22 protein-coding genes are annotated in these 20,545 nt (G+C 62.3%); 7 read left to right on the plus strand and 15 right to left on the minus strand.

What is annotated here, in order from left to right:
* The first annotated feature begins 184 nt into the window (after positions 1 to 184).
* The 6 genes from Q7J44_RS09605 (at position 185) to Q7J44_RS09630 (ending at position 6,226) form a co-directional block, all read left to right on the plus strand.
* Positions 185 to 1,621, plus strand: a complete 1,437-nt coding sequence (locus tag Q7J44_RS09605) for a serine--tRNA ligase (RefSeq protein ID WP_304879261.1) — start codon at positions 185 to 187, stop codon at positions 1,619 to 1,621.
* A gap of 52 nt (positions 1,622 to 1,673) precedes the next feature.
* Positions 1,674 to 2,390 carry a tryptophan-rich sensory protein gene (locus tag Q7J44_RS09610; RefSeq protein ID WP_304879263.1) on the plus strand — a complete coding sequence of 239 codons (717 nt, stop codon included), beginning with the start codon at positions 1,674 to 1,676 and terminating at the stop codon, positions 2,388 to 2,390.
* 90 nt (positions 2,391 to 2,480) lie between these two features.
* On the plus strand, positions 2,481 to 4,328 hold the full coding sequence (locus tag Q7J44_RS09615) for an ABC-F family ATP-binding cassette domain-containing protein (RefSeq protein WP_304879264.1): 1,848 nt from the start codon (positions 2,481 to 2,483) through the stop codon (positions 4,326 to 4,328).
* A 118-nt stretch (positions 4,329 to 4,446) separates the two neighbouring features.
* Entirely contained in the window at positions 4,447 to 4,902 is a 456-nt protein-coding gene (locus Q7J44_RS09620) for a DUF2267 domain-containing protein (protein ID WP_304879265.1), read from the plus strand.
* Positions 4,903 to 4,972: 70 nt separating this feature from the next.
* Positions 4,973 to 5,587: a MarC family protein gene (locus Q7J44_RS09625; protein ID WP_304879267.1), complete on the plus strand. Its 615-nt coding sequence runs from the start codon at positions 4,973 to 4,975 to the stop codon at positions 5,585 to 5,587.
* A 63-nt stretch (positions 5,588 to 5,650) separates the two neighbouring features.
* Positions 5,651 to 6,226, plus strand: a complete 576-nt coding sequence (locus tag Q7J44_RS09630) for a TIGR02281 family clan AA aspartic protease (RefSeq protein WP_304879269.1) — start codon at positions 5,651 to 5,653, stop codon at positions 6,224 to 6,226.
* 1 nt (position 6,227) lies between these two features.
* On the opposite strand, the gene Q7J44_RS09635 is transcribed toward Q7J44_RS09630, so the two are convergent.
* Positions 6,228 to 6,977 carry a hypothetical protein gene (locus Q7J44_RS09635; RefSeq protein WP_304879271.1) on the minus strand — a complete coding sequence of 250 codons (750 nt, stop codon included), beginning with the start codon at positions 6,975 to 6,977 and terminating at the stop codon, positions 6,228 to 6,230.
* Positions 6,974 to 7,792: a sulfite exporter TauE/SafE family protein gene (locus Q7J44_RS09640; RefSeq protein ID WP_304879273.1), complete on the minus strand. Its 819-nt coding sequence runs from the start codon at positions 7,790 to 7,792 to the stop codon at positions 6,974 to 6,976. Before Q7J44_RS09640 ends, Q7J44_RS09635 begins: the two co-directional genes overlap by 4 nt.
* 143 nt (positions 7,793 to 7,935) lie before the next feature.
* On the opposite strand from Q7J44_RS09640, the gene Q7J44_RS09645 reads away from it, so the two are divergent.
* On the plus strand, positions 7,936 to 9,123 hold the full coding sequence (locus tag Q7J44_RS09645) for a multidrug effflux MFS transporter (RefSeq protein WP_304879276.1): 1,188 nt from the start codon (positions 7,936 to 7,938) through the stop codon (positions 9,121 to 9,123).
* On the opposite strand, the gene dusA is transcribed toward Q7J44_RS09645, so the two are convergent.
* The 13 genes from dusA to Q7J44_RS09710 all read right to left on the minus strand — a co-directional run bounded on the left by dusA (position 9,105) and on the right by Q7J44_RS09710 (position 20,538).
* Positions 9,105 to 10,088: a tRNA dihydrouridine(20/20a) synthase DusA gene (dusA, locus tag Q7J44_RS09650; RefSeq protein ID WP_304879278.1), complete on the minus strand. Its 984-nt coding sequence runs from the start codon at positions 10,086 to 10,088 to the stop codon at positions 9,105 to 9,107. The two genes, Q7J44_RS09645 and dusA, sit on opposite strands and share 19 nt — an antisense overlap.
* A 267-nt stretch (positions 10,089 to 10,355) precedes the next feature.
* Positions 10,356 to 14,258, minus strand: coding sequence for a glycoside hydrolase/phage tail family protein (locus Q7J44_RS09655; protein WP_304879280.1), 3,903 nt, complete (start codon positions 14,256 to 14,258; stop codon positions 10,356 to 10,358).
* Complete coding sequence (locus Q7J44_RS09660; protein WP_304879281.1) at positions 14,258 to 14,734, minus strand: peptidase; 477 nt, start codon at positions 14,732 to 14,734, stop codon at positions 14,258 to 14,260. Before Q7J44_RS09660 ends, Q7J44_RS09655 begins: the two co-directional genes overlap by 1 nt.
* 4 nt (positions 14,735 to 14,738) lie before the next feature.
* The gene (locus Q7J44_RS09665) at positions 14,739 to 15,599 is read right to left on the minus strand and encodes a DUF2163 domain-containing protein (protein WP_304879283.1); all 861 of its coding nucleotides are present in this window, start codon (positions 15,597 to 15,599) and stop codon (positions 14,739 to 14,741) included.
* A complete protein-coding gene (locus Q7J44_RS09670; protein WP_304879284.1) occupies positions 15,599 to 16,231 on the minus strand; it encodes a DUF2460 domain-containing protein in 633 nt (210 codons plus the stop codon). Before Q7J44_RS09670 ends, Q7J44_RS09665 begins: the two co-directional genes overlap by 1 nt.
* 10 nt (positions 16,232 to 16,241) lie before the next feature.
* Positions 16,242 to 16,895, minus strand: a complete 654-nt coding sequence (locus Q7J44_RS09675; protein ID WP_304879285.1) for a phage tail tape measure protein — start codon at positions 16,893 to 16,895, stop codon at positions 16,242 to 16,244.
* Positions 16,810 to 17,091, minus strand: a complete 282-nt coding sequence (locus Q7J44_RS09680) for a rcc01693 family protein (RefSeq protein WP_370692980.1) — start codon at positions 17,089 to 17,091, stop codon at positions 16,810 to 16,812. The genes Q7J44_RS09675 and Q7J44_RS09680 overlap by 86 nt, the downstream gene beginning before the upstream one ends.
* The gene (locus Q7J44_RS09685) at positions 17,088 to 17,408 is read right to left on the minus strand and encodes a gene transfer agent family protein (protein WP_304879287.1); all 321 of its coding nucleotides are present in this window, start codon (positions 17,406 to 17,408) and stop codon (positions 17,088 to 17,090) included. Before Q7J44_RS09685 ends, Q7J44_RS09680 begins: the two co-directional genes overlap by 4 nt.
* The gene (locus Q7J44_RS09690; protein ID WP_135512711.1) at positions 17,408 to 17,821 is read right to left on the minus strand and encodes a phage major tail protein, TP901-1 family; all 414 of its coding nucleotides are present in this window, start codon (positions 17,819 to 17,821) and stop codon (positions 17,408 to 17,410) included. The genes Q7J44_RS09685 and Q7J44_RS09690 overlap by 1 nt, the downstream gene beginning before the upstream one ends.
* Positions 17,822 to 17,854: 33 nt before the next feature.
* Positions 17,855 to 18,253, minus strand: coding sequence for a DUF3168 domain-containing protein (locus Q7J44_RS09695; protein ID WP_304879290.1), 399 nt, complete (start codon positions 18,251 to 18,253; stop codon positions 17,855 to 17,857).
* Positions 18,250 to 18,588 (minus strand): head-tail adaptor protein, encoded by a 339-nt coding sequence (locus Q7J44_RS09700; protein ID WP_370692981.1) that lies wholly within the window; start codon positions 18,586 to 18,588, stop codon positions 18,250 to 18,252. Before Q7J44_RS09700 ends, Q7J44_RS09695 begins: the two co-directional genes overlap by 4 nt.
* On the minus strand, positions 18,551 to 19,186 hold the full coding sequence (locus tag Q7J44_RS09705) for a hypothetical protein (RefSeq protein WP_304879291.1): 636 nt from the start codon (positions 19,184 to 19,186) through the stop codon (positions 18,551 to 18,553). The genes Q7J44_RS09700 and Q7J44_RS09705 overlap by 38 nt, the downstream gene beginning before the upstream one ends.
* A gap of 155 nt (positions 19,187 to 19,341) precedes the next feature.
* A complete protein-coding gene (locus Q7J44_RS09710; RefSeq protein WP_304879294.1) occupies positions 19,342 to 20,538 on the minus strand; it encodes a phage major capsid protein in 1,197 nt (398 codons plus the stop codon).
* Positions 20,539 to 20,545 lie beyond the last annotated feature (7 nt).

Genomic DNA, 20,545 nt, shown 5'->3' on the forward strand with positions numbered 1-20,545 from the left:
TTTCATTGCCGCGCACCCTATCTGCGGGGGCGTGCGGCTGCAAGACGGGCCCGTCTGCGACCCTTGGCCTGCCATATATGCGGGGCGGGCGCAGATTGGTAGGGCCTTGGCGCAGCTTTTCGCACCCCCTTTTTCCGCGTGCCCAATTGGGGCATAAGCGGCGCAGACACAGCAAGAGGCCATCATGCACGACATCAAAGCCATCCGCGAAAATCCCGCAGCCTTCGACGCCGCACTGGCCCGCCGGGGATTGTCCGCGATGTCGTCGGAGATTCTGGCGCTGGATGCGGATCGCCGTGCCAAGATCGTGGCGGCGGAAACCGCGCAGGCCGAACAGAACCGCGCCAGCAAAGAAGTGGGCGCGGCCAAGGCCCGTGGCGATGATGCCGAATTTGAGCGCCTGCGCGCGCTGGTGGCGCAGACCAAGGCCGACATTGCCCGGCTGACCGCCGAGGCCGGAGAACAGGACGTCGCCCTGCGCGACCTGCTGATGGGCATCCCCAACCTGCCGCTGGACGAAGTGCCGGATGGCACGGATGAGGCGGACAACGTCGAGGTGCACCGCTGGGGCACTCCGCGCGCCTTTGACTTCACGCCGAAGGAACACTTCGAGATTGCGGGGGCAAAGCCCGGCCTTGATTTCGCAACGGCCGCCAAACTCTCTGGCACGCGTTTTGTAGTTTTGCGCGGTGCAATGGCCCGCCTGCACCGGGCGTTGGCGCAGTTCATGCTGGACACCCACACAGAAGATCACCAGCTGCAAGAGATGTGGACGCCGGTCCTGGTCAGGGACGATGCGATGTACGGTACCAACCAGCTGCCGAAATTCGCCGAAGACTCGTTTATCGGCGATTGGTATCTGGGACGAGCAGACCGGCTCAGAACCGCGCTTGGCTACAAAACCGAACAGGATATCCAGAAGATTGCGTCCGGCGCGCCGCTTGAGGATGTGGTGGACGACATCCTAGAACGCGCCCCGACAAAGGAAGGCTTCTGGCTGATCCCCACGTCCGAGGTCACGCTGACCAACACGGTCGCCGGGGATATTCTGGACGAAAGCGCGCTGCCGATCCGCATGACCGCCCATACCCAATGCTTCCGCTCCGAGGCCGGGTCGGCGGGCAAGGACACCTCTGGCATGCTGCGCCAGCACCAGTTTGAAAAGGTGGAGATGGTCACCATCTGCACGCCAGACACCCATCTGGCCGAACAGGACCGGATGCGCCGTTGTGCAGAAGCCATTCTGGAAAAACTGAACATCCCCTACCGCACGGTGGTGCTCTGCACCGGCGACATGGGGTTCGGCGCGCAACGCACCTTTGACCTGGAGGCGTGGCTGCCCGGCCAGAACACCTATCGCGAGATTTCCTCTGTCTCCACCTGCGGCCAGTTTCAGGGCCGCCGGATGAACGCGCGCTACCGTGCCCCCAAAACTGAAAGCGGGGGGGGGAAACCCGATTTTGTGGCCACGCTCAACGGCTCTGGCCTCGCCGTGGGCCGCTGCCTGATCGCGGTGCTTGAAAACGGGCAACAGGCCGACGGCTCGGTCGATCTGCCAGCGGTGCTGCACCCTTACCTCGGCGGGCGCACGAAAATCACCGCCAAAGGGCAATTGGCATGAAACCAACACCGCAAGGGCGCGTTTGCCTGATGACATCACAACAAGGCCAGCCATGACCCTTCGCGCCATTCTTCTGATCCTCGCCACGCTTGCTTTTGCCATCGCGCCCTTTGTCACGCCGCCCTTCACCGGCTATGACCCCACAGATTTTCCGGTGCAGATCGCCGATCCGGCCGTGCAACCGGCGGGTTATGCGTTCTCGATCTGGTCGGTGATTTATCTCTGGCTGATTGCGCATGCCATCTACGGCTTCTGGAAACGCGCCCACAGCGCCGACTGGGATGAGGTGCGCCTGCCGCTGCTGGTGTCGCTCCTGATCGGCACGGTCTGGCTGGCCATCGCCAACGCCTTTCCGCTGCTGGCCACTGTCGGCATCCTGTTCATGCTGGCCACCGCGATGGTGGCGTTTCTGCAGGCGGATGAGTTTTACGACCCGTGGATGCTGTCCGCCCCGCTGGCGATCTATGCGGGCTGGCTGTCAGCGGCCTCGGCGGTGTCGGTGGGCGTGGCTCTGGCGGGCTATGGGGTGCTGGGCAACAGCGAAAGCGCGATCGTGATGATCGCGATCGTGGTGGCGGTCGCCGGCATGGTGCAATGGCTGCGGCCCGCGATGCCTGTCTATGGCGCAACCGTGGTCTGGGCGCTGATCGGCATCATTGTCAGCAATGCCGGCACCAATCTGCTGGTGGCCGCCATCGCCGCCGCCGCTGCCGCCGCCATGGCCGCCCTCACCTGGTACGCCTGGCACAAGCGCCGCATCACGCTCTGACGCATCGCCACCGACACGATGCACGCAAACCTGCGGCAACCCCATCGCCAGCGCTTGACCTCTCCCTCGCGCTAGGGCACTCCACGGCGCATGTTACGCATTGAAGATATCACCTATAATGTCGAAGGTCGCCCCCTGTTTGAAGGGGCGTCGGCCACCATTCCCACCGGCCACAAAGTCGGCCTTGTCGGGCGCAACGGCGCGGGCAAGACCACGCTGTTCCGTCTGATCCGGGGCGAGCTGGCGCTGGAGGGCGGCACCATCAGCCTGCCCAACCGCGCCCGCATCGGGGGGGTGGCGCAAGAGGTGCCGTCTTCGTCAACCTCGCTGATCGACACGGTGCTGCAGGCCGATGAAGAACGCACCGCGCTGCTGGCCGAAGCTGAAACGGCGAAAGACCCCAACCGCATCGCCGAAATTCAGGCCCGGCTGTCCGACATCGATGCATGGTCTGCCGAAGGCCGCGCCGCCAGCATCCTCAAGGGACTGGGTTTCGATGCCGAGGCGCAAAAGCGCCCCTGTTCGGATTTCTCGGGCGGGTGGCGGATGCGGGTGGCGCTGGCGGGGGTGCTGTTCGCCCAGCCCGATTACCTGTTGCTGGACGAGCCGACCAACTACCTCGACCTTGAAGGCGCGTTGTGGCTGGAGTCCTACCTGACCAAATACCCCCATACTGTGCTGATCATCAGCCACGACCGGGGCCTGCTGAACCGCGCCGTCACCGGCATCCTGCATCTGGATCAGAAAAAGCTGACATATTGGTCCGGCCCCTATGACCAGTTCGCTCGGCAAGTGGCCGAACGTCGCGCCGTGCTGCAGGCCGAGGCGAAAAAGCAGGAAGCCCGCCGCGCCCATCTGCAATCCTTCGTCGACCGCTTCAAGGCCAAAGCCTCCAAAGCTGTGCAAGCGCAGTCGCGCGTGAAGATGCTGGAGAAGATGGAAACCATCACAGCCCCTGAAGATGCGAAAAAGGTGGTCTTCACCTTCCCCGCACCAGAAGAGCTGTCGCCCCCCATCATCAATATGGAAGGCGCTGCGGTGGGCTATGGCGGCCCGGCGGTCCTGAAAAACCTGTCCCTGCGCATTGATCAGGATGACCGCATCGCGCTTCTGGGCCGCAACGGTGAGGGCAAATCGACGCTGTCGAAACTGCTCGCGGGCAAGCTCGACGCGATGGCGGGCAAGATCACCCGCTCGACCAAGCTGCGCATCGGCTATTTCGCGCAGCATCAGGTCGATGAGCTGTACATCGATGAGACGCCGCTGCAACACCTGCAACGCCAGCGCCCGGCCGAGGGCCAGCCGCGCCTGCGTGCGCGGCTTGCGGGCTTTGGCCTGATGGCCGATCAGGCCGAAACCGTGGTGGGTCGCCTGTCGGGCGGGCAAAAGGCGCGGCTGTCGCTGCTGCTGGCCACGCTGGACGCGCCGCATCTGCTGATCCTGGACGAGCCGACAAACCACCTCGACATCGAATCGCGTGAAGCGCTGGTCGAAGCGCTGACCGAATATTCGGGTGCTGTGATCCTTGTCAGCCACGACATGCACCTGTTGTCGCTCGTGGCCGACCGGCTGTGGCTGGTCAAGGGCGGGGCGGTCACGCCCTATACCGAAGATCTGGAAGCCTATCGCCGCATGCTTCTGGCCGGGGATGAGGTGGAGAAGCCTGCTGCAAAGGTGGTTGAAAAGATCAAGAAAGCCAGCCGGGATGAGGTGCTGGTTCTGCGCGCCGAGGTGCGCAAATGCGAAGAGCGGCTGGCCAAGCTGAACGAGATGCGCGACCGGCTGGCGAAAAAGCTGGCCGACCCCGAGCTGTATGAGGCCGCCCGCATCGGCGAGCTGGAAACCTGGAACAAGAAATACGCCGAGGTGATGAACGCGCTGGACAAGGCCGAGGCGCTGTGGCTGACGGCGCAGGAAAAGCTGGAAAGCGCGGCCTGACCGGATGCCGCGCCGACTTGCCGCCACTCTGCCCCCGGCGCGCGCTGCCAAGTGCAGACCCGGGTGCAGGTCTCGGCATGGGCGGCAGGCGGTTCGGATCATAGGCGAACTTTAACCCATGCCGATGCCATGGACCTATCGGCACGCAACGCGGGAATGGCAGGCCTTTCTGGCCGATGCGCGCGAAGACATGGGCCTGATCAGCGATAATATGGCCTACACGGCGGTCGAAGGCGTGCTGCACGCGTTCCGCGCCCGGCTGACCGTGCAACAGGCGCTGGATTTCGCGCAGATCCTGCCTTCGGTTCTGCGGGCGATCTTTGTGGCGCATTGGCACATCGCCCCGCCCCTGCCCCCCGGCACCCGCGCCGACTGGACGGCACAGGCACAGGCGCTGCGCCCGCACCACAACCTGACGCCGGACACCTGTGTCGCCGCCACCTCCATTGCGCTGCGCAAATGCGTGGCCCGCGCCGATCTGGACCGGGTGCTGGCCGATCTGCCGGCGTTTGCCACCGACTTCTGGTCCACCCCCGGCATCGACCCCGCGACGCTTGGCCCGCGCATCGTCTGACCTCCACGATTTTCTACGAAAAATCGGCGCGCCGCTTTGCAAGTGCTTCGCAGGTCGCTAGCCTGTGTCTATGGAAACCGCCTTCCTCATCACCGCCTTTGCCACGCTGTTCGTGGTGATCGACCCGCCGGGTCTGGTGCCGCTGTTCATCGCGCTGACCCGCGGGATGGACGCGCCACAGCGCCGCGCCATGGCGCAGCGCGCCTGCCTGATCGCGACCGCATTGCTGACCATGTTCGGGCTGGCGGGTGAGGCTATCCTTGGCTTCATCGGCATTTCAATGTCGGCCTTCCGCATTGCGGGCGGCATCCTGCTGTTCCTGACCGCGCTGGACATGCTGTTTGAACGCCGCACCCATCGGCGCGAGGGCCAGACGGTGGACGCGGACCACGACCCGTCTGTGTTCCCCCTCGCCACCCCGCTGATTGCCGGGCCGGGGGCGATTGCCTCGATCATCCTGCTGATCGGTGAAGGCGGCGGCGACTGGGCTGCCACCTTCGCCGTGCTGGGCCTGACCTGGGGGATGATCTTTGTGACCTTCCTGTTCCTGCTGGCCTCGCCGCCGCTGGAGCGGATGCTGGGCCGCACCGGCACCATCGTCATCACCCGGTTGCTGGGCATGCTGCTGGCCGCTTTGTCTGTGCAATTTGTGATCGACGGCATCCGGCAAACCGGCCTGATCTGACCCGCCAGCGATTGCAGCTCCGGCGGCGCATCACTATCTTACCCTTCAGTAAGAGGAGCCCGCATGGACGGCGACATGATCGCACGACTGGCCTATCTGGGCCTTCTGCTGGCGGCGGTTGGCGGCTATATCATTGTGGAATTCCGGGGCCGCATGGGTCAGGCCCTGCGCACCGCCGCCGCCTGGGGGCTGATCGTGATCGGGCTGATGGCGGGGTACGGGCTGTGGCAGGATCTTCGCACCGACATCCTGCCCCGGCAGGCGGTGATCGAGGGCGGCGAGATCCGCCTGCCCCGCGCGCCCGATGGCCATTATTACCTGACCCTTACCATCGGCAGCACGCAAGTGCCCTTCATGGTCGATACCGGAGCCAGTGACATGGTGCTCAGCCTGTCCGATGCCCAGCGTCTGGGGCTGGACCCGTCTTCGCTCGCCTTCATCGGTCAGGCCCGCACGGCCAACGGCATTGTGCGCACCGCGCGCGTGACGCTGTCTGACGTCAGCCTTGGCCCGTACCGCGATGACCGGATCAGCGCGGTGGTGAACGAGGGCGATCTGGATACCTCATTGCTGGGCATGGCCTATCTGGGCCGCTACAGCGTGGAAATCACGGGGGGAGAGATGATCCTGCGGCGCTGACCTACGGCTCTGCGATCCAGTCCACCACTGTGGCCATCATCGGGCGGAAATAGGCGATGATCCGGTCACCCTGCCCCGCCCCGTGCCAGGGTGCCACCCCGTGAACGGTCAGGCGATGCAGCAGCGTGGCTTCGCCAATGCCAGCGGGCAGCTCGACGCGCCGGCAGGTGTCAAACACCTGCGCGCGGGCGGCCTGATAGGCCCGGGTCACATCGATATCCGCCCAGCGTTCTGGTGGGTGTGGGTTCAGGGCCGCGTGCAAAGCCGCCGCCATGACCTTGTGGCTTCCCTCCCAGACCACCAGCGGGCTTGCGCGGATATCGGTCAGCGGCAGGCCCAGAATCCAGCGATGCGGCTCGCGGATCATCCGGCGGCGGTCGGGGCCAATCGGCAGCAACCCATCCAGATGGGCGGCATCGCGGGTCTGGCGAAAGGCGAAGGCGGCGGCTGATTCGTCAGGCGAGGGTTGCGGATAACCGGGGCGGATGACCGACAGCTGACCGGGGTGCAGCGCCACAGGGGCCAGCGGCAGGGCCTTCCAGGGGAAGGCCGCCCCCGCCACCGCGCCATCGGGCCCGTTTGGCAGGGCATCGACGCCGACAAACCATGTGCCACCGCAGCGCCAAGGCTCGCGGCTCTGCGCAATCACCCGCTGTGCCAGCGGCAAGGCCGCCCTGGCCCAGTCCTTGAGGGCGGGATGCGGGCCAATCTGTTGCCAGCCCGGGTCTGCCGGGGCCGTGTCTGCGGTCAATACCCGAAAACCTTGCGCAGCATGTTCAGCGCCACCAGCGTGATGAACACGGCAAACACCCGCTTCAGCGGTTTCGGGTCCATCGCGTGTGCCAATTTCACACCCCAAGGTGTGGTGATCATCGTCATCGCAAAGATCAGCGCAAGCGACGGCAGGTTCACCGCACCCAGCGTAAAGGGCGGCGCGCCTTCCACCGGCAGGAACAGGAACACCAGCACCGACGGCACCGCGATGGTCATGCCAAAACCCGAAGCCGTGGCGACGGCGCGATGGATCGGAATGTTGTAAAGGCTCATCAGCGGTACGCCGAAGCTGCCGCCGCCAATCCCCATCAGCACCGACAGGAAACCGACCGTGCCGCCGAAACCGGCGCGCTTTGCACCCTTTGGCATCTCGGACCCCAGCCGCCAGTCAGACCGGCCAAAGGCCATGTACAACCCGACCATGATCCCCAAAACACCGAATATCGCCTGCAGCGTCACCGATTTCAGCGCCGAGGCGGTGAACACCCCGATCACCGCCCCCACCCCGATATAGGGGGCCCATGTCCGCAGAATCTCCCAGTCCACCGCGCCCTTCTTGTGATGCGCCAGAACCGAGCGGAGTGAAGTCACGACGATGGTGGCGAGCGATGTCGCCAGACAGACCTGCATCAGCTGCGGCCCGCCATAGCCCAGATGACCAAAGGCGTAGAAGAACGCCGGCACCAGCACGATGCCGCCTCCCACCCCCAGCAAGCCAGCAATCACCCCTGCAACAGCCCCGATCACCGCCAGCATGGCGATCATCGGGATCAGAAGACTGGCGTCTGGCATGGAAAACTCCTTGAAGGATCGCGCGGTGCCGGGACCGCCCCATGCTGATAGCGCGCAGGCTTTGCGGGGGCCAGTGTGGGCTACCCAATCTTGCCGGAACGGTGTATTCAAGTCGCACCTATTTCAGACGTGAGTCCTTCCCCATGACACCTTCCTTGCTACGCCCGGCCCTCGTGCTGGGGCTATTGTCCTGCGTCGGTCCTTTTGCCATCGACATGTATCTGCCGGCGATGCCCGATATCGGGGCCGGGCTTGGCACCTCTGTCGCGGCGATGCAGGGCACGATCACCGCGTATTTTATAGCCTTTGGCGTGGCGCAACTGTTTTACGGCCCCTGGGCCGATCAGGCGGGACGCAAACCGCCTCTGTATGCCGGGCTTGGGGTGTTTCTTCTGGGCACGCTGATCTGCGCGCTTGCCCCAAGCATCACCTGGCTGATGGTCGGACGCTTTGTGCAGGGTCTGGGCGGGGCGGCCGTGATGGTGGTGCCGCGCGCCATCATCCGCGACATGGCCACCGGGCATCAGGCGACCCGACTGATGGCGGCGATCATGCTGGTGATCTCGGTCTCACCCATGCTGGCACCGCTTGCCGGCTCCGGCGTCCTGGCCGTGGCAAGCTGGCGCTGGATCTTTGGCGTGCTGGCGATTGCTGCTCTGCTGTCCTTGTTGATGATCCGCTTTGTGCTGGTCGAGACCCTGCCCCAAGCGCAGCGTCAGCGCTTTGTCTGGGGCGACACGATGCGCGGCGCAAAGCGCCTGCTGTCCGACCGGGGGTTCATGGCGCTGACCTTCCTTGGCGGCTTTGCGATGGCGAGTTTCTTTGTCTTCATCGCCTCGGGCCCGTTTGTCTATACGCAGGCCTTTGGCCTGTCGCCGACCGGGTTTTCGCTGGCCTTTGCAGTCAACGCCATCGGGTTCTTCGGTGCCTCACAGCTGGCCGCTGGCTTGGGTCTGCGGTTTGGTGCAGCGCGGGTGGTACGGGTGGCGGTACTGGGGTTCTTTACCAGCACGGTCAGCCTCGCGCTGATCGGTGCGTTTGGGTTTGCCGATCTGCCGGTGGTGATGACCGGGCTGTTCATCGCCAACGCTTTTCTGGGGCTGGTCATCCCCACGGTGATGGTGCTGGCGCTGGAAGAGCATGGCGACATCGCGGGCCTCGCCTCATCACTTGGCGGCACCTTGCAGATGCTGGCAGGCGGGGCGATGATTGCGGTGACGGCACCGTTCTTTGACGGCACCGCCCTGCCAATGCTGCTGGCGATCGCGGTCTGCGGTGCAATTGCGCTGGCGCTGTCGCGTCGTGTGATCCCTCAGGCCGCCGTCGCCTGAACCTGCGCCAGGGCTGCATCCAGCAGGTGCAGCCCTGCGCCGTCGCGCGTGGCCCCTTCGGACAGTACCCGGCGCCAGCCACGCGCGCCGGGGCGGCCCGCGAAAAGGCCCAGCATATGCCGGGTGATCTGGTGCAACCGCCCCCCCGCCGCCAGATGCGCGGCGATATAGGGCTTCATGTCCTGCACAACCTGATGCGCATCGGGGGCATAGCCGTCGCCCCACAGCGCATCTGCGCCAATCAGCGTGGCCGCAGGATCGTGATAGGCCGCGCGCCCGATCATCACCCCGTCCAGCCCCTGATCCAGCAGGTCTTTGGCCTGGGTCAGGGTCGAGACCCCGCCGTTGATGCAGATCGTCAGATCGGGAAAGTCACGCTTGATCTGACATACCAGCGCGTAATCCAGCGGTGGAATCTCTCGGTTTTCCTTTGGGGACAGACCCTGCAACCACGCCTTGCGGGCGTGGATGATGAAATGGCTTACGCCCGCGCGCGAGACCTTGTCGATGAAATGGGGCAAGATTTCATCCGGAATCTGATCATCCACCCCGATGCGGCATTTCACCGTCACCGGCACCGCAGATTCCGCGATCATCGCCGCGACACACTCGGCCACCAGCCCGGGGCGCTCCATCAACACCGCACCGAAACAACCCGACTGCACCCGGTCTGACGGGCAGCCGACATTAAGGTTGATCTCGTCATAGCCCCAGTCGCCAGAAATCCGCACCGCCTGCGCCAGCTCCCCCGGCACCGAGCCGCCCAGTTGCAAGGCCACCGGATGCTCTGCCACGCTGTAATCCAGCAGCTTCGGACGCGGCCCGTGCAGGATCGCTTGGGCAGTTATCATTTCGGTGTACAGCATGGCACGGCGCGTCATCATGCGGTGAAACACCCGGCAATGACGGTCGGTCCAGTCCATCATCGGGGCGACGGACAGCCTATGCGGTCGATTTACATTCATTTTTTAGTATCGACAATCCGTTCACATAAGAGGACCCATCGCCAGACCGCGCCCCGAAACAACGGCGAACCAGCCAAGAACCTTGATCGATCAGGGAATACAGTCTGACCGATTCCATGTCACCACCTGCTCACCGTGACCTCAACGACCTTTGTATAACCGATATGTGTGTCTTAGGGAAACCACCGCTGGCCAAGGCAGAAGAACAATGCCGATTGCGAACCCTGTTGTTCAGTAAGGCGGGTCGCGGGCGTCTTTTGGAGGCCTCTAATTCTCCGGATGAAGCGCCAGCCGGGCGACAGCCCCTGTGCCAAAAGCAGACGAAACCTGGCTTACCTCAACTGAGTATGCTCCCGTGGCGCAGATCAACTCCCTTTGACTCAGCGACAGCAGGAAGCTCGGTTCAGACAGGACTTGTCTAAAAAGAACAGCGCCTTCATTCGATTTGACAACGAAGGAATAAAGTTCGCGCTCCTCACCAAGTGGAACATCGTATCCTTCCCAAGAGTCTCCACCAGTTCTGGTCCGTCTCATCCAATTAAATATGTGGTTGCCATGTTCGTCGACTGAATATCTGAGGTGAGACACAGACAATGGGCGCAACCCAGCACCTCTGAATGTGAGAATGTCGTATTTTACGACATCCGAGCCAATACCTTCACTGGAAAATCCCAGCCGATAATGAAGTTCAATATTCAGATGGTCATCGGCAAGCGAGATCTGACTCAGTGAATCATCGATCAGCACGATTCGACTCCCCGCAGGCCACGACATGGGCATGAACGCATCGGTGCCCGCCAACCCTCTGAGCCGCATAGACAAGGCAAATACGCCGGGAGACAAGAGCTCGGCTGTCATAAACTGAAAAACCTCCCATTGCTCCGGGTCGTCACCACCTATAGCAACAAGATTTTTTCCAGAAAGCAGACCTGTCGCCGACGTCGATTCCAACACACCCGACTGTATTTCAACAATCAGCTGACGCCCACGATCCACGATCCCTGATCGGCATGCATCAAGATCAGAAAGAGTTTTTCCGATGTGTGATGTGCTATAAAATATTTTGTTAACAGAGTAATCAGAATCTTCACTTGCCGACCACAGGACTGCGGGCCCGGTCCAGGGATCAGCCGTGACCGCCAGAAACGGTGCATAGGGAGACTGACTGCCGGTGATCAGGGGCAGATCCAGCCACACCCGTGCGATGGGGCCAACATCACGATACGCAAACCATCTCTGGGGATCGGTCTCCTGCTCTTGAACGGGGTAGATTGACGGTTCAATGCAACTGGCCACAATGGATAGCTTCTGGTCAAACTCAGTGCTGTCAATCCTGTAGATCAGCCCGTCCAGCGAAAGTGTCTCGCCATTCCTTAAGTCTGTCATTGAGGGTGGTAAATCCAGTGTGATCCGATCGCGCGACGCCAAAGATTCAATTAGCCACTTCCGCGCGGTTGCTTTTGCTGTATCTGCTGGCAAGACCAGTTGATACTCAGTCTCGACGACAGCCGGTGAGGACACATCCGAAAGGGCAACCTCTGCCACTGAAGCTTTGAAGCCGCCATCCGCCGAAATATAGGCAAAACGGACCCTCCCCACCGCATCACTGTCGGACAATCGGGTTAACTGCAGGCTGGAAGAGTTATCTCGGGCAACGGTAATCTGGTCTTTGTCCAGCGTCAGACCAGAAGACAATCCACGCGTCTGAAAGCTTAGAATGCCATTCTTGTCAGTGCAGTCAAAGCCATAGGTGACAGAAAGCGGTTGCAGTCTCGACCGCCCGGATTGGTTCTCGGAGACTCCATAACCATAGACCAATCCAAAAAGGTATTGTGTGTCAATGTCTTGCACACCAGAATTCTCACAGACCTCCCTGACTGCGCGATCAAGTGGCACAGAGGTTGCGCGACCGTTCAACCAATGACCCCGGAAATAATTATCCCCATCAGACCAAAGATCTGTCGCGCGGGGAAAGGCCGGATAAGGACGTGCATCCCACGCCCAGGCGTAGGAATGGTCCCTATCGACCATTGACCCAGCAAAAAGCTCTGACGTAGGATTGTGAGCCGGATCCGACCAGAATGCATGTTGCGCCCGAAAATACTGCATCTGAATAAAGTCGTCCCGGGCACCCGTAGACGCGCGAGGAATCGCGGACTCAGATGACTTGCTGTCCAGAAACTTGTTGGGCTCGTTGGTTCCCTTATCAATCGCAGCACAGCCATATTCGGTAAACCGAAACGGCTTCGCCCCGGGAATCCAATCCGTTGGCATCCCCTGACGTATACCATCAATGCGGTTGTGGTGTGGGTTTGACCACCAGGATTTCAAGTCCTTGTACCGGAATATCCAGTCTTCGCCATAGTGAGTATCGCGAATTTCTATACGGTTCTGGGCATCAAAACCTTCTTGGCCGGAATAATACCAATCAAACCCTTCTCCCCCCATAATATTGGATTGGAGATAGTCCAGGTTATAGATCGACAGCCAATCTGAATCGGCGTGAACTTTCGTATCCCGCCAGTCCGAAATCGGCATATAGTTGTCTATGCCAATAAAGTCTATGTGACTGCTGGACCAGAGCGGATCAAGATGAAAGTAGACATTCCCATTAACATGATACCCGAAATACTCACTCCAATCCGCCGCGTAGCTTAGCTTTACATCCGGCCCGACGATGCTGCGCACATCTGCGGCCAGCTGGATCAGTGCCTGCACAGCGGGGAAACTCTGCCCAAGACCCCTGATCTGCGTAAGGCCACGCATTTCAGACCCGATACAGAATGATTCAACACCACCCGCCAGCTTGCACAGATGGGCATAGTGTAGGATGAATCTGCGATACCCCCATTTCGGTTCGCCGTGATAAAAGACTTGGCTGCCTGTGATGGAAAAATCCTCAACGCGCGCGGCCCCAAAGAAAGCAGCAACCTCAGCTTCAGCAGCGGCTGACTCATCCGGGCTGCCATCCCGACCCGGTGCGACAGACACTGTAACCCGACCACGCCAGGGTAGTGCGGGCTGAAATCCGTTCTCTGAGTACGGGTCGTCCAGGGTATTTCCTGTCATCTGATCCATCAGGATGAAGGGATAGAACATCACCGACTGGCCACTCTCGCGCAGAGCGACAATCGCTTCGATGACCGTCGAATCCGCCGGAGTCCCGCCATAGATCGACCGTCCCTCAAGGCGCGGCACTTCGGCGGCTTCATTTCGCCCCACCCCGCCAGACCGCCACAGATTTTGCGCCGCTTCAATATCCTTTTGCTCGACCTTTGGCTGTACCTCACAAGACGCGCAGCGAAGATCATTGCCAAACCAGGACACGACAAGCGCCACCGCTTTGCAGTTGGGCAACTCTTGCTGCAACTGGGTCAGCGAAGTGACCAGATCGGTCTCACCGCTGGGCGTATTGGCATTCAGCGTGCGCGATACGCCAAATCCGCTTTCCACACGCACCTTCTTTGTCCCAAGCGCATATTCGCCGGTGCCTGGAATAAGCGCGACGGCCCTGATCGCATCCTGCAGATCAGAAACCTGCTCTGCCTCGGCCCCCTGCGCCCGGCGCATCACTTCAAAACTGAACTGCGGCACGCGGTTTCCGTAGGCTGAAAGATCAAGCTCCTCGATCACGACATAGGCGATGCCGCGATATGCCGGCGCATGAAGACTGCCCATCCGCGCCTCGATCAGCGGGTCCGGCAGCTGATCTTCGGTTCCGTTATAGGCCCTCAGGTTCAGGGTCGCGGGCGAGATTTCATCGCCATCGGCCCATATCCGGCCGATTCCAAGAATTTCGCCCTCGCACAGCGCGATGGCCAGACTGACAGTATAGGAATACTGAACCGTCCTTGGCGATGGCATCCCTTTGCCGCCCGTTTTTCTGCTGGTCTCCCGGAACGGCGAGGCCCAGATCACTTGACCTGCAAGCCGCATCCGGCCCCAGCATTTGGCAATCGGAGCTCCTTCGCTGGCCCCCATGATATGAAAGCGGTCAAGCTTTCCGACCTCCACGGCGTCAGAGCCAAGGCCCATGATCCGCTGATCCACAGCGCGCCCGATGGTCGCCCCCACGGCTCGGCCAATGACCGCACCGGACAGCCCCAAAACCGTGCCACCCATTCCGGCACCCAAGGCAGCACCTGCAGCCGCAAAAACGATTGTAGCCATTATTCAACCTTTTCAGGAAAACAGTAAACGGCTACGACACGACGCAGCCATGGCCCGGACAGAGAGCTTTCGACAACCCCGTAGCCGGTGTAGGCGTGGATGAACTTCGGTGCGGGCGCGACCGCCGAGACAATTCCCAAGTGTTTGGCAACAGCCCCATTGCGCATGCGGAAAAGAATGACATTCCCCACCGCCAACACCCGATCAGGCTTGCGGCAAAGACATTGCCCCGCAGCCTGCATCAAAACCTCCTCGCCTGAGGGTTCCGACCAGTCCATGGAATAGGCCGGAGGGGTCAGAGGTTCAGGCCCGATCAGAGCGCGCCAGATGCCCCGGATCAGCCCCAGACAATCGGTGCCTGCACCTCGGGTGGTGGCCTGATGGCAATAGGGGGTTCCAAGCCAGCTGCGGGCTTCCTCCACGATCCGGTTGCCGAAATCCGGATCGGTAGAATCGGCGGTCACAAGGGATACCATTCCGCTACCTCCCGACGCTCTTGTCGGGGCTTGACCGCAGCCAATCTTCACCCGGAATATGCGGAAACCCCCTGAAGTTCAGGAAGTTGTTGAACTTCTGCCGACAGGTCGATGCACGACGATCGCAGCCAGCGATAAGCCTGACCTGATCCGGTGCCATTGGCCGCACTGAAAACGTCTGCCACAATTCGATGATCCGCACGTCGCCAACCGTTGAATCTGCTTTGATCCGCCCAACCTGTCCCTTACCGGCACCGGATTGAATCACCGCCTGACCGTCAACAAACCATCCTTCCGCAAAGCTGGGATCAGCCGGAACGTGCAGAATGCGGCCATCGATCACCGCTTGCAGTGGCCCTTCGCGCGTAAAGGCTGCTGCGGACAGATCAATCCGGCACTGGCCATCGCCCAGTACCGCGCCGCATTCCGGATGATACACACGGCCATGTGGCACGTTCAGTTTTTCGGTCAGACCGCGCAGTTCAACCCGGAAGGCACCACCGCTGCGGATCATTTCGCCGAACGTCCCGCGAAACAGAATGGACCGCTCGGTCACATCGGCCCAGTTCACCAGATAGGTGGTCACTTCGGCCCCGTCATACCGCCCGGCCAGAATGTCCTCCTCACGGATCGACGCATCGGACAAGGCACCCATCACCTCGGTATTATCAACCGCCATTCCGGTGCTTTTTTCCAGCACACCAGCGGTCATGCCCGTGCGCGCAGCAAACACCACGCCATCAAAGTTCAGATCACAATCGTGATCGGTAAAGCCATAGGTCTCGCCATCCTTGCGGCGCACAAGCCAGGTCCGGCACACCGTTGTCGAGCCGGATTTCAGATGCTGTTTCAGGGCGTCCTGCATCAGATCCGGACCTCCACCACGGGCACATCGGGAACCTCGCCCGCCTGAAAGGACGCGATCGAAGTCATGATCATGTCAGTGTCAAAACGCACCGGCACATCAAACTCAAAGCCCGCATAGACCGTGACGCCAAGGTCCGGCGGCACCGCAAAGCTCACCTCGCCCAGCGTGGGATCAACCGTGAACTCCAGCCCCTCCACTTTGGGGTCGCGGGCAACCGACACCAGCACGGTTCCGGCCACGGGTTTGGTGATGCGGCGGGCATAGGTCTGGGTGCCGGAGCGATAGGTTTTGCTCAACGAAAACACCGTCTGAACGCCGTCGCCGGTGCCAATCACCTGATCTGTCGGCGTCGGCTGCAATGAGGGCGCACAGGATTTGTAATCCGCCCAGTCCTTCCAGCGAAACCCGTGCATCTTGCCCCGCCGCGCCTCAAAAAAAGCGATCAGGGCATCGATGTCATCCAGCGTCCGCAGGCTCGCCCCGGCTTCATAGCGCCTGCGCGAATGGGCCCAAGGCGTGTTGCGCTCTTCATGGCCATTGACCAATGTCACCACATCGGTGCGCCGCTCTGGCCCGCCGACCGATCCAAAGCTCAGGTTGGCCGGAAATCTGATCTCGTGAAATGCCATGTGCTTATCCTCACCGGTTCCGTTGTCCGCGTGCCAGCGCGCGCGAGGCTTGCGCCGCAATCTGGCTCTGGCTGCGCTGGAAGCCCTGGACATCCGGGGTCTGAATGTTCATCACCACGGTCACCGGGCGACCGCCGCCCGCCGCCTGCACCCCAAGCCGGCCGTCGGCACCGCGTGCCAGCGGCATAATCGCCTCGGGCCCCGCCTCGCCCATCAATCCGCGCCCGCCGCGCATCGGAAAGCTTGTCGGGCTGCTCACCACGCCGCCCTTGGCAAAGGGCATGACGCGGCCCTGCGAAAACGCGCCACCGTCACGGAACGGCATGATGCTGCTCATCGCCGAATTCACGCCCTGCGCAACCAGCCCGCCTAGCGCGTTCTGCACCGGCCGCATCGCCGTGCTGTAGACCCCGTTGATCATCGACTGCGCCACCATCCGCAGCGCATCCGACAGCTTCAGCCCGTCAAAGATCAGCCCGTCAAACGCCCGGCGCAACCCACCGCCGATCCCGTTTGACAGTGTGGCGACCTCGCGCCCGGTAAACACCATCGTGTCCTGCATCTTGGCCAGCTCGCCCTCAAACGCGCTCACCATCGCCGATGATGCGCCCAGTGTGGCCTCCAGCGCCGCCACCTGCTCTTGCAGCTCTTCGATCCGTGCCATCATCCCTCTCCTTTGCTGTATCGGGAAACGCCGCCGCCAGTTCCGCCAGCCGCGCCCGTGTCAGGGGCGGGCCTGCGGCGTCCACCCCCAGCATGATCCTCAGGTCCGCCGGGGTCAGCCGCCAGAAGGCCGCCGGTTCAAGCCCCAGTTGCTGCAACCCCACCCGCATCAGTCCCGGCCAGTCGATGCCGCTCATGTTTCCCCCGGCAGGGCAAAGGCGCGCGCCAGCAGTTCCGCCGCCACACGCGCCGCCTCCATCGGGCCACCACCGATCTCGACACTGCGCAGATCCGCCCCCGTCCCCTGCCAACCCCCACCGCGCAAGCCTGCCACCACCAGTGCCAGAACATCGCGCGAAGAAAACCGCCCGGCCTCAAACCGCTGCACAAGATCAATCAGCGACCCTGCCGCCAGCGTTTCCTCCAACTCGGCCAAGGCACCAAGGGTCAGCTTTGCCACATGGCGCTGCCCGTCCAGAACCACGGCCACTTCCCCCGCCCAAGGGTTCGCCATCACAGCGCCACGAAGCTGAGCGCGCCGGCCGAGGCCAGCGACATCTCATACGTGGCCTCGCCATTGTGGCTGCCGGCATATTCGATCGATGTGATCATGAAAGCCCCTTCCACCACGCCAAAATCGGGAATGATCACCTGAAAGTCCGGCACTTCACCGTCAAAAAAGATCTGGCGCGCCCGTTCGTCGGTATTGGCATCGCGAAACACCCCCGACCCTGAAATCGCCGCTGATTTCACACCAGCTCCGCCTAGCAGCTCGCGCCAGCCGCCCGTGCTTTCCAGACTGGTCACATCCACCGTTTCCGCATTGAAACTGATGCGCGTGGCCCGCAGGCCCGCCACCGTCTCGAAGGTGCCATCTCCTGTCAGATCCACCTTCAGCAGCAGATCCTTACCGCTCTGTACCGCCATCTTTATCTCCAGATATAATTAAAAGTCAGTCTGTTAGATCTCGATCCTCACGCGGAACGTCAGGTCTATCCGCCGCACGTCGCCATCCCCCAACCGCTTTGCGACGGCCCGGGCAAATTGAATGCTGACCACGCGCCCCGTGCTCAGCACTGGCGTGGCGCCGGTCAGACAGTCCGACACCGCAGTGGCCAGAGTTTTCGCCGTCAGAAATCCGGCGGCATCGCTGATGACGCTCACCACGATCCGGTGTTCTGCGCCGTCACCGCTCTTGTCCGACTGGTCCAGCACCTCTTCCGGCCCGATCAGAACAAAGGCCGCCGCCCCAGCCGATGGCGGCATGGCATCCACCACCAAGGCACCGGCCAGCGCCGGGGCCGATGACAACAGGCTGTAAAGGGCGGTCTGTAAGGCCGCCGCTGCGCCATAGCTCATGCCGGTCCCTCCTCATGCGCAAAACAGGTCAGGTACTGCCCCGACGGGTCCCGCTCGGTCACCGCCAGCACCTGAAACACCCGCCCCACCTGGGTCAGCCGCTGGCCGGGCACCGGCCGTTGCGGCGACCCGACGGGTGCCCCCCGCACGGTAATCCGGTACGGCACCCTCGACAGCGTGATCTCTTCGCCCGAGGCTTCGCGCCCCGCACCGGGGGCCACATGCGCCCAAAGCGTGCCGACAGCCTGCCAGCTGGTCGAAAATCCCCCCGCGCCGTCCGGGGTGGACACCGATTGCTCAAGCGTCAGGTGCCGGTTCAGCTGCAGCGGCATCATGCGCTGCCCCCCCCAGGACCCGTACCGTCCGCCAACGCTCGATCAGGGCCTGCACCGTCAGCGGCAGGGCAGGCCCGCCGCTCCCACCTGAATGGCGCGCCTCATAAAACTCTGCGGCCAGCAGCAACACCGCCTGCGCCAGATCTGCCGGAACGGCACCCCAGTCGGCCCCGAACCCGGCCTCAAACACAATCTCGACCGCACCATCCTGCGGAATCTGCGGCAACGCGCCGCCAATCCCTTTCAACCGCGGGCGGGCAATATCCGGTTCCAGCCAAAAACTTTCTCCCGGCAAAACGCGTGCCTCTCCCGACGCCTCCAGCAGCGTCACCGATACCAGCGCCGAGACCGGCGCCATCGGCAGCGCCTGCCCGCCCCTGTCTTCGCGCCAGCGGTTCAGCCGCAGCTGAAACCGGCGCGCCAGCAGCGCCTTTCCGGTCCGCCCCTCAATGGTCGCCAGTGCTGCCCGCAGATGGGCTGCAACCAGACCATCCTGCAGACCATCATCGGCAAATCCGGTCCCCAGCCGCAGGTGATCTTTCATCGCCTGTACGGGCAGTGCCTCCGGCAGAACCGTGGTCAGCTCGGTCAACATCATGAACTCTCTCCGATTGCCCCGTCCCCCGCCAAAGATCGGGCGCGCGCCCCACACCGCTCGGTCAGAGGGGGGGAGCAGCTAGACGGCATGGGTTTTCCTGCGCGCGCCCGAAAGCTGGCCAGCCTGACAGATCAGGCTGGCCGTATTCTCTGGCGTTACGACACCGCGACCTTCAGCAGCTTGATCGCTGCATAATCGGTGATATCGCCACCCACACGCTTGTTGGCATAGAACAGCACATGCGGCTTGGCGCTGAACGGATCGCGCAGAATGCGCAGATCCGGGCGTTCGGCCACGGTATAGCCGGACGCAAAGTCGCCAAAGGCAACCGGATAGGCATTCGCCGCCACATCCGGCATGTCCTCACAGATCAGCACCGTATAGCCCATCAACCGCGGCGGCTCGCCCGCCTGCAGCCCGTCCGACCACATGAAGCGGCCATCGGCGTCCTTCATCTTGCGCACAGCACCTGCGGTCTTTGAGTTCATGACAAAGGCCCCATTGGCCCGGTAATCTGCCCCCAGCGCATAGACCAGACTGACAATGCAATCCGCCGCATTGGTCGATGCAAAATCCGCCGCAGCCCCGGTCGGCACATAACCCAGACTGCCCCAGGTCCAGGCAGCATTCGCAACCTTCGTCGGCAGCAGAATGCCGCGCGGCTTGTCAACGCCATCGCCATTGATGAAGGCTGCGGCCTCGGCCCGGATAAAGCGCGTGGCGATCTTGCCGGCCAGCCAGCCCTCGACATCAAAGGCGCTGTCATCCAGCAGGCGCTGGCTGGCCTTCGGCATCGCCGACAGCTCGTGCAGCTTGATCGAGATCCGCTCGATCGCCGGGGTCGAGGTTTCAGCCTGCGCCGCCGCCTCGGTGGCCCAGCCCGAGCCCACTTCGGTCCGGTCGATCAGCACGTCGAAGGAAATCGCCTCCACCTGAACCACATTGGCAACTGACCGCAGCGATGAGGTCGACACCAGCAGCGACCGGATCGTATCGGCGGTCTGCGGGTCCACCAGATAACCGCCCTCGGCCGCCACGGCGGTGTTCAGCGCCTTGCCTTCCAGCACCAGCCCCCGAAGCCCGTCATCGTCACCTGACCGCAGATAGGCGTCAAACGCCTTCTGATGCGGGGCATCGTGATCGGCGGCTGCCGAAAGGGCCGGGCGGCCATAGCTCATGGTCTTTTGGTTCAACATGGTCAGTCGCTCTTCCTGATGTTGCAGCGATTGTTTCACTTCGGCCTGAAACACTTTGAGTTCATTTATAAATCCGGTCATTGCGGATTTGATCTCCGCTCCCGGAGTCTGGGCCGTGGGCAAATCTTCCCCGGCCCGAGCCTTTCTCTCGGTCATCGTCACT

The organism is Pseudotabrizicola sp., from assembly GCF_030656345.1.
GTDB lineage: Bacteria > Pseudomonadota > Alphaproteobacteria > Rhodobacterales > Rhodobacteraceae > Pseudotabrizicola.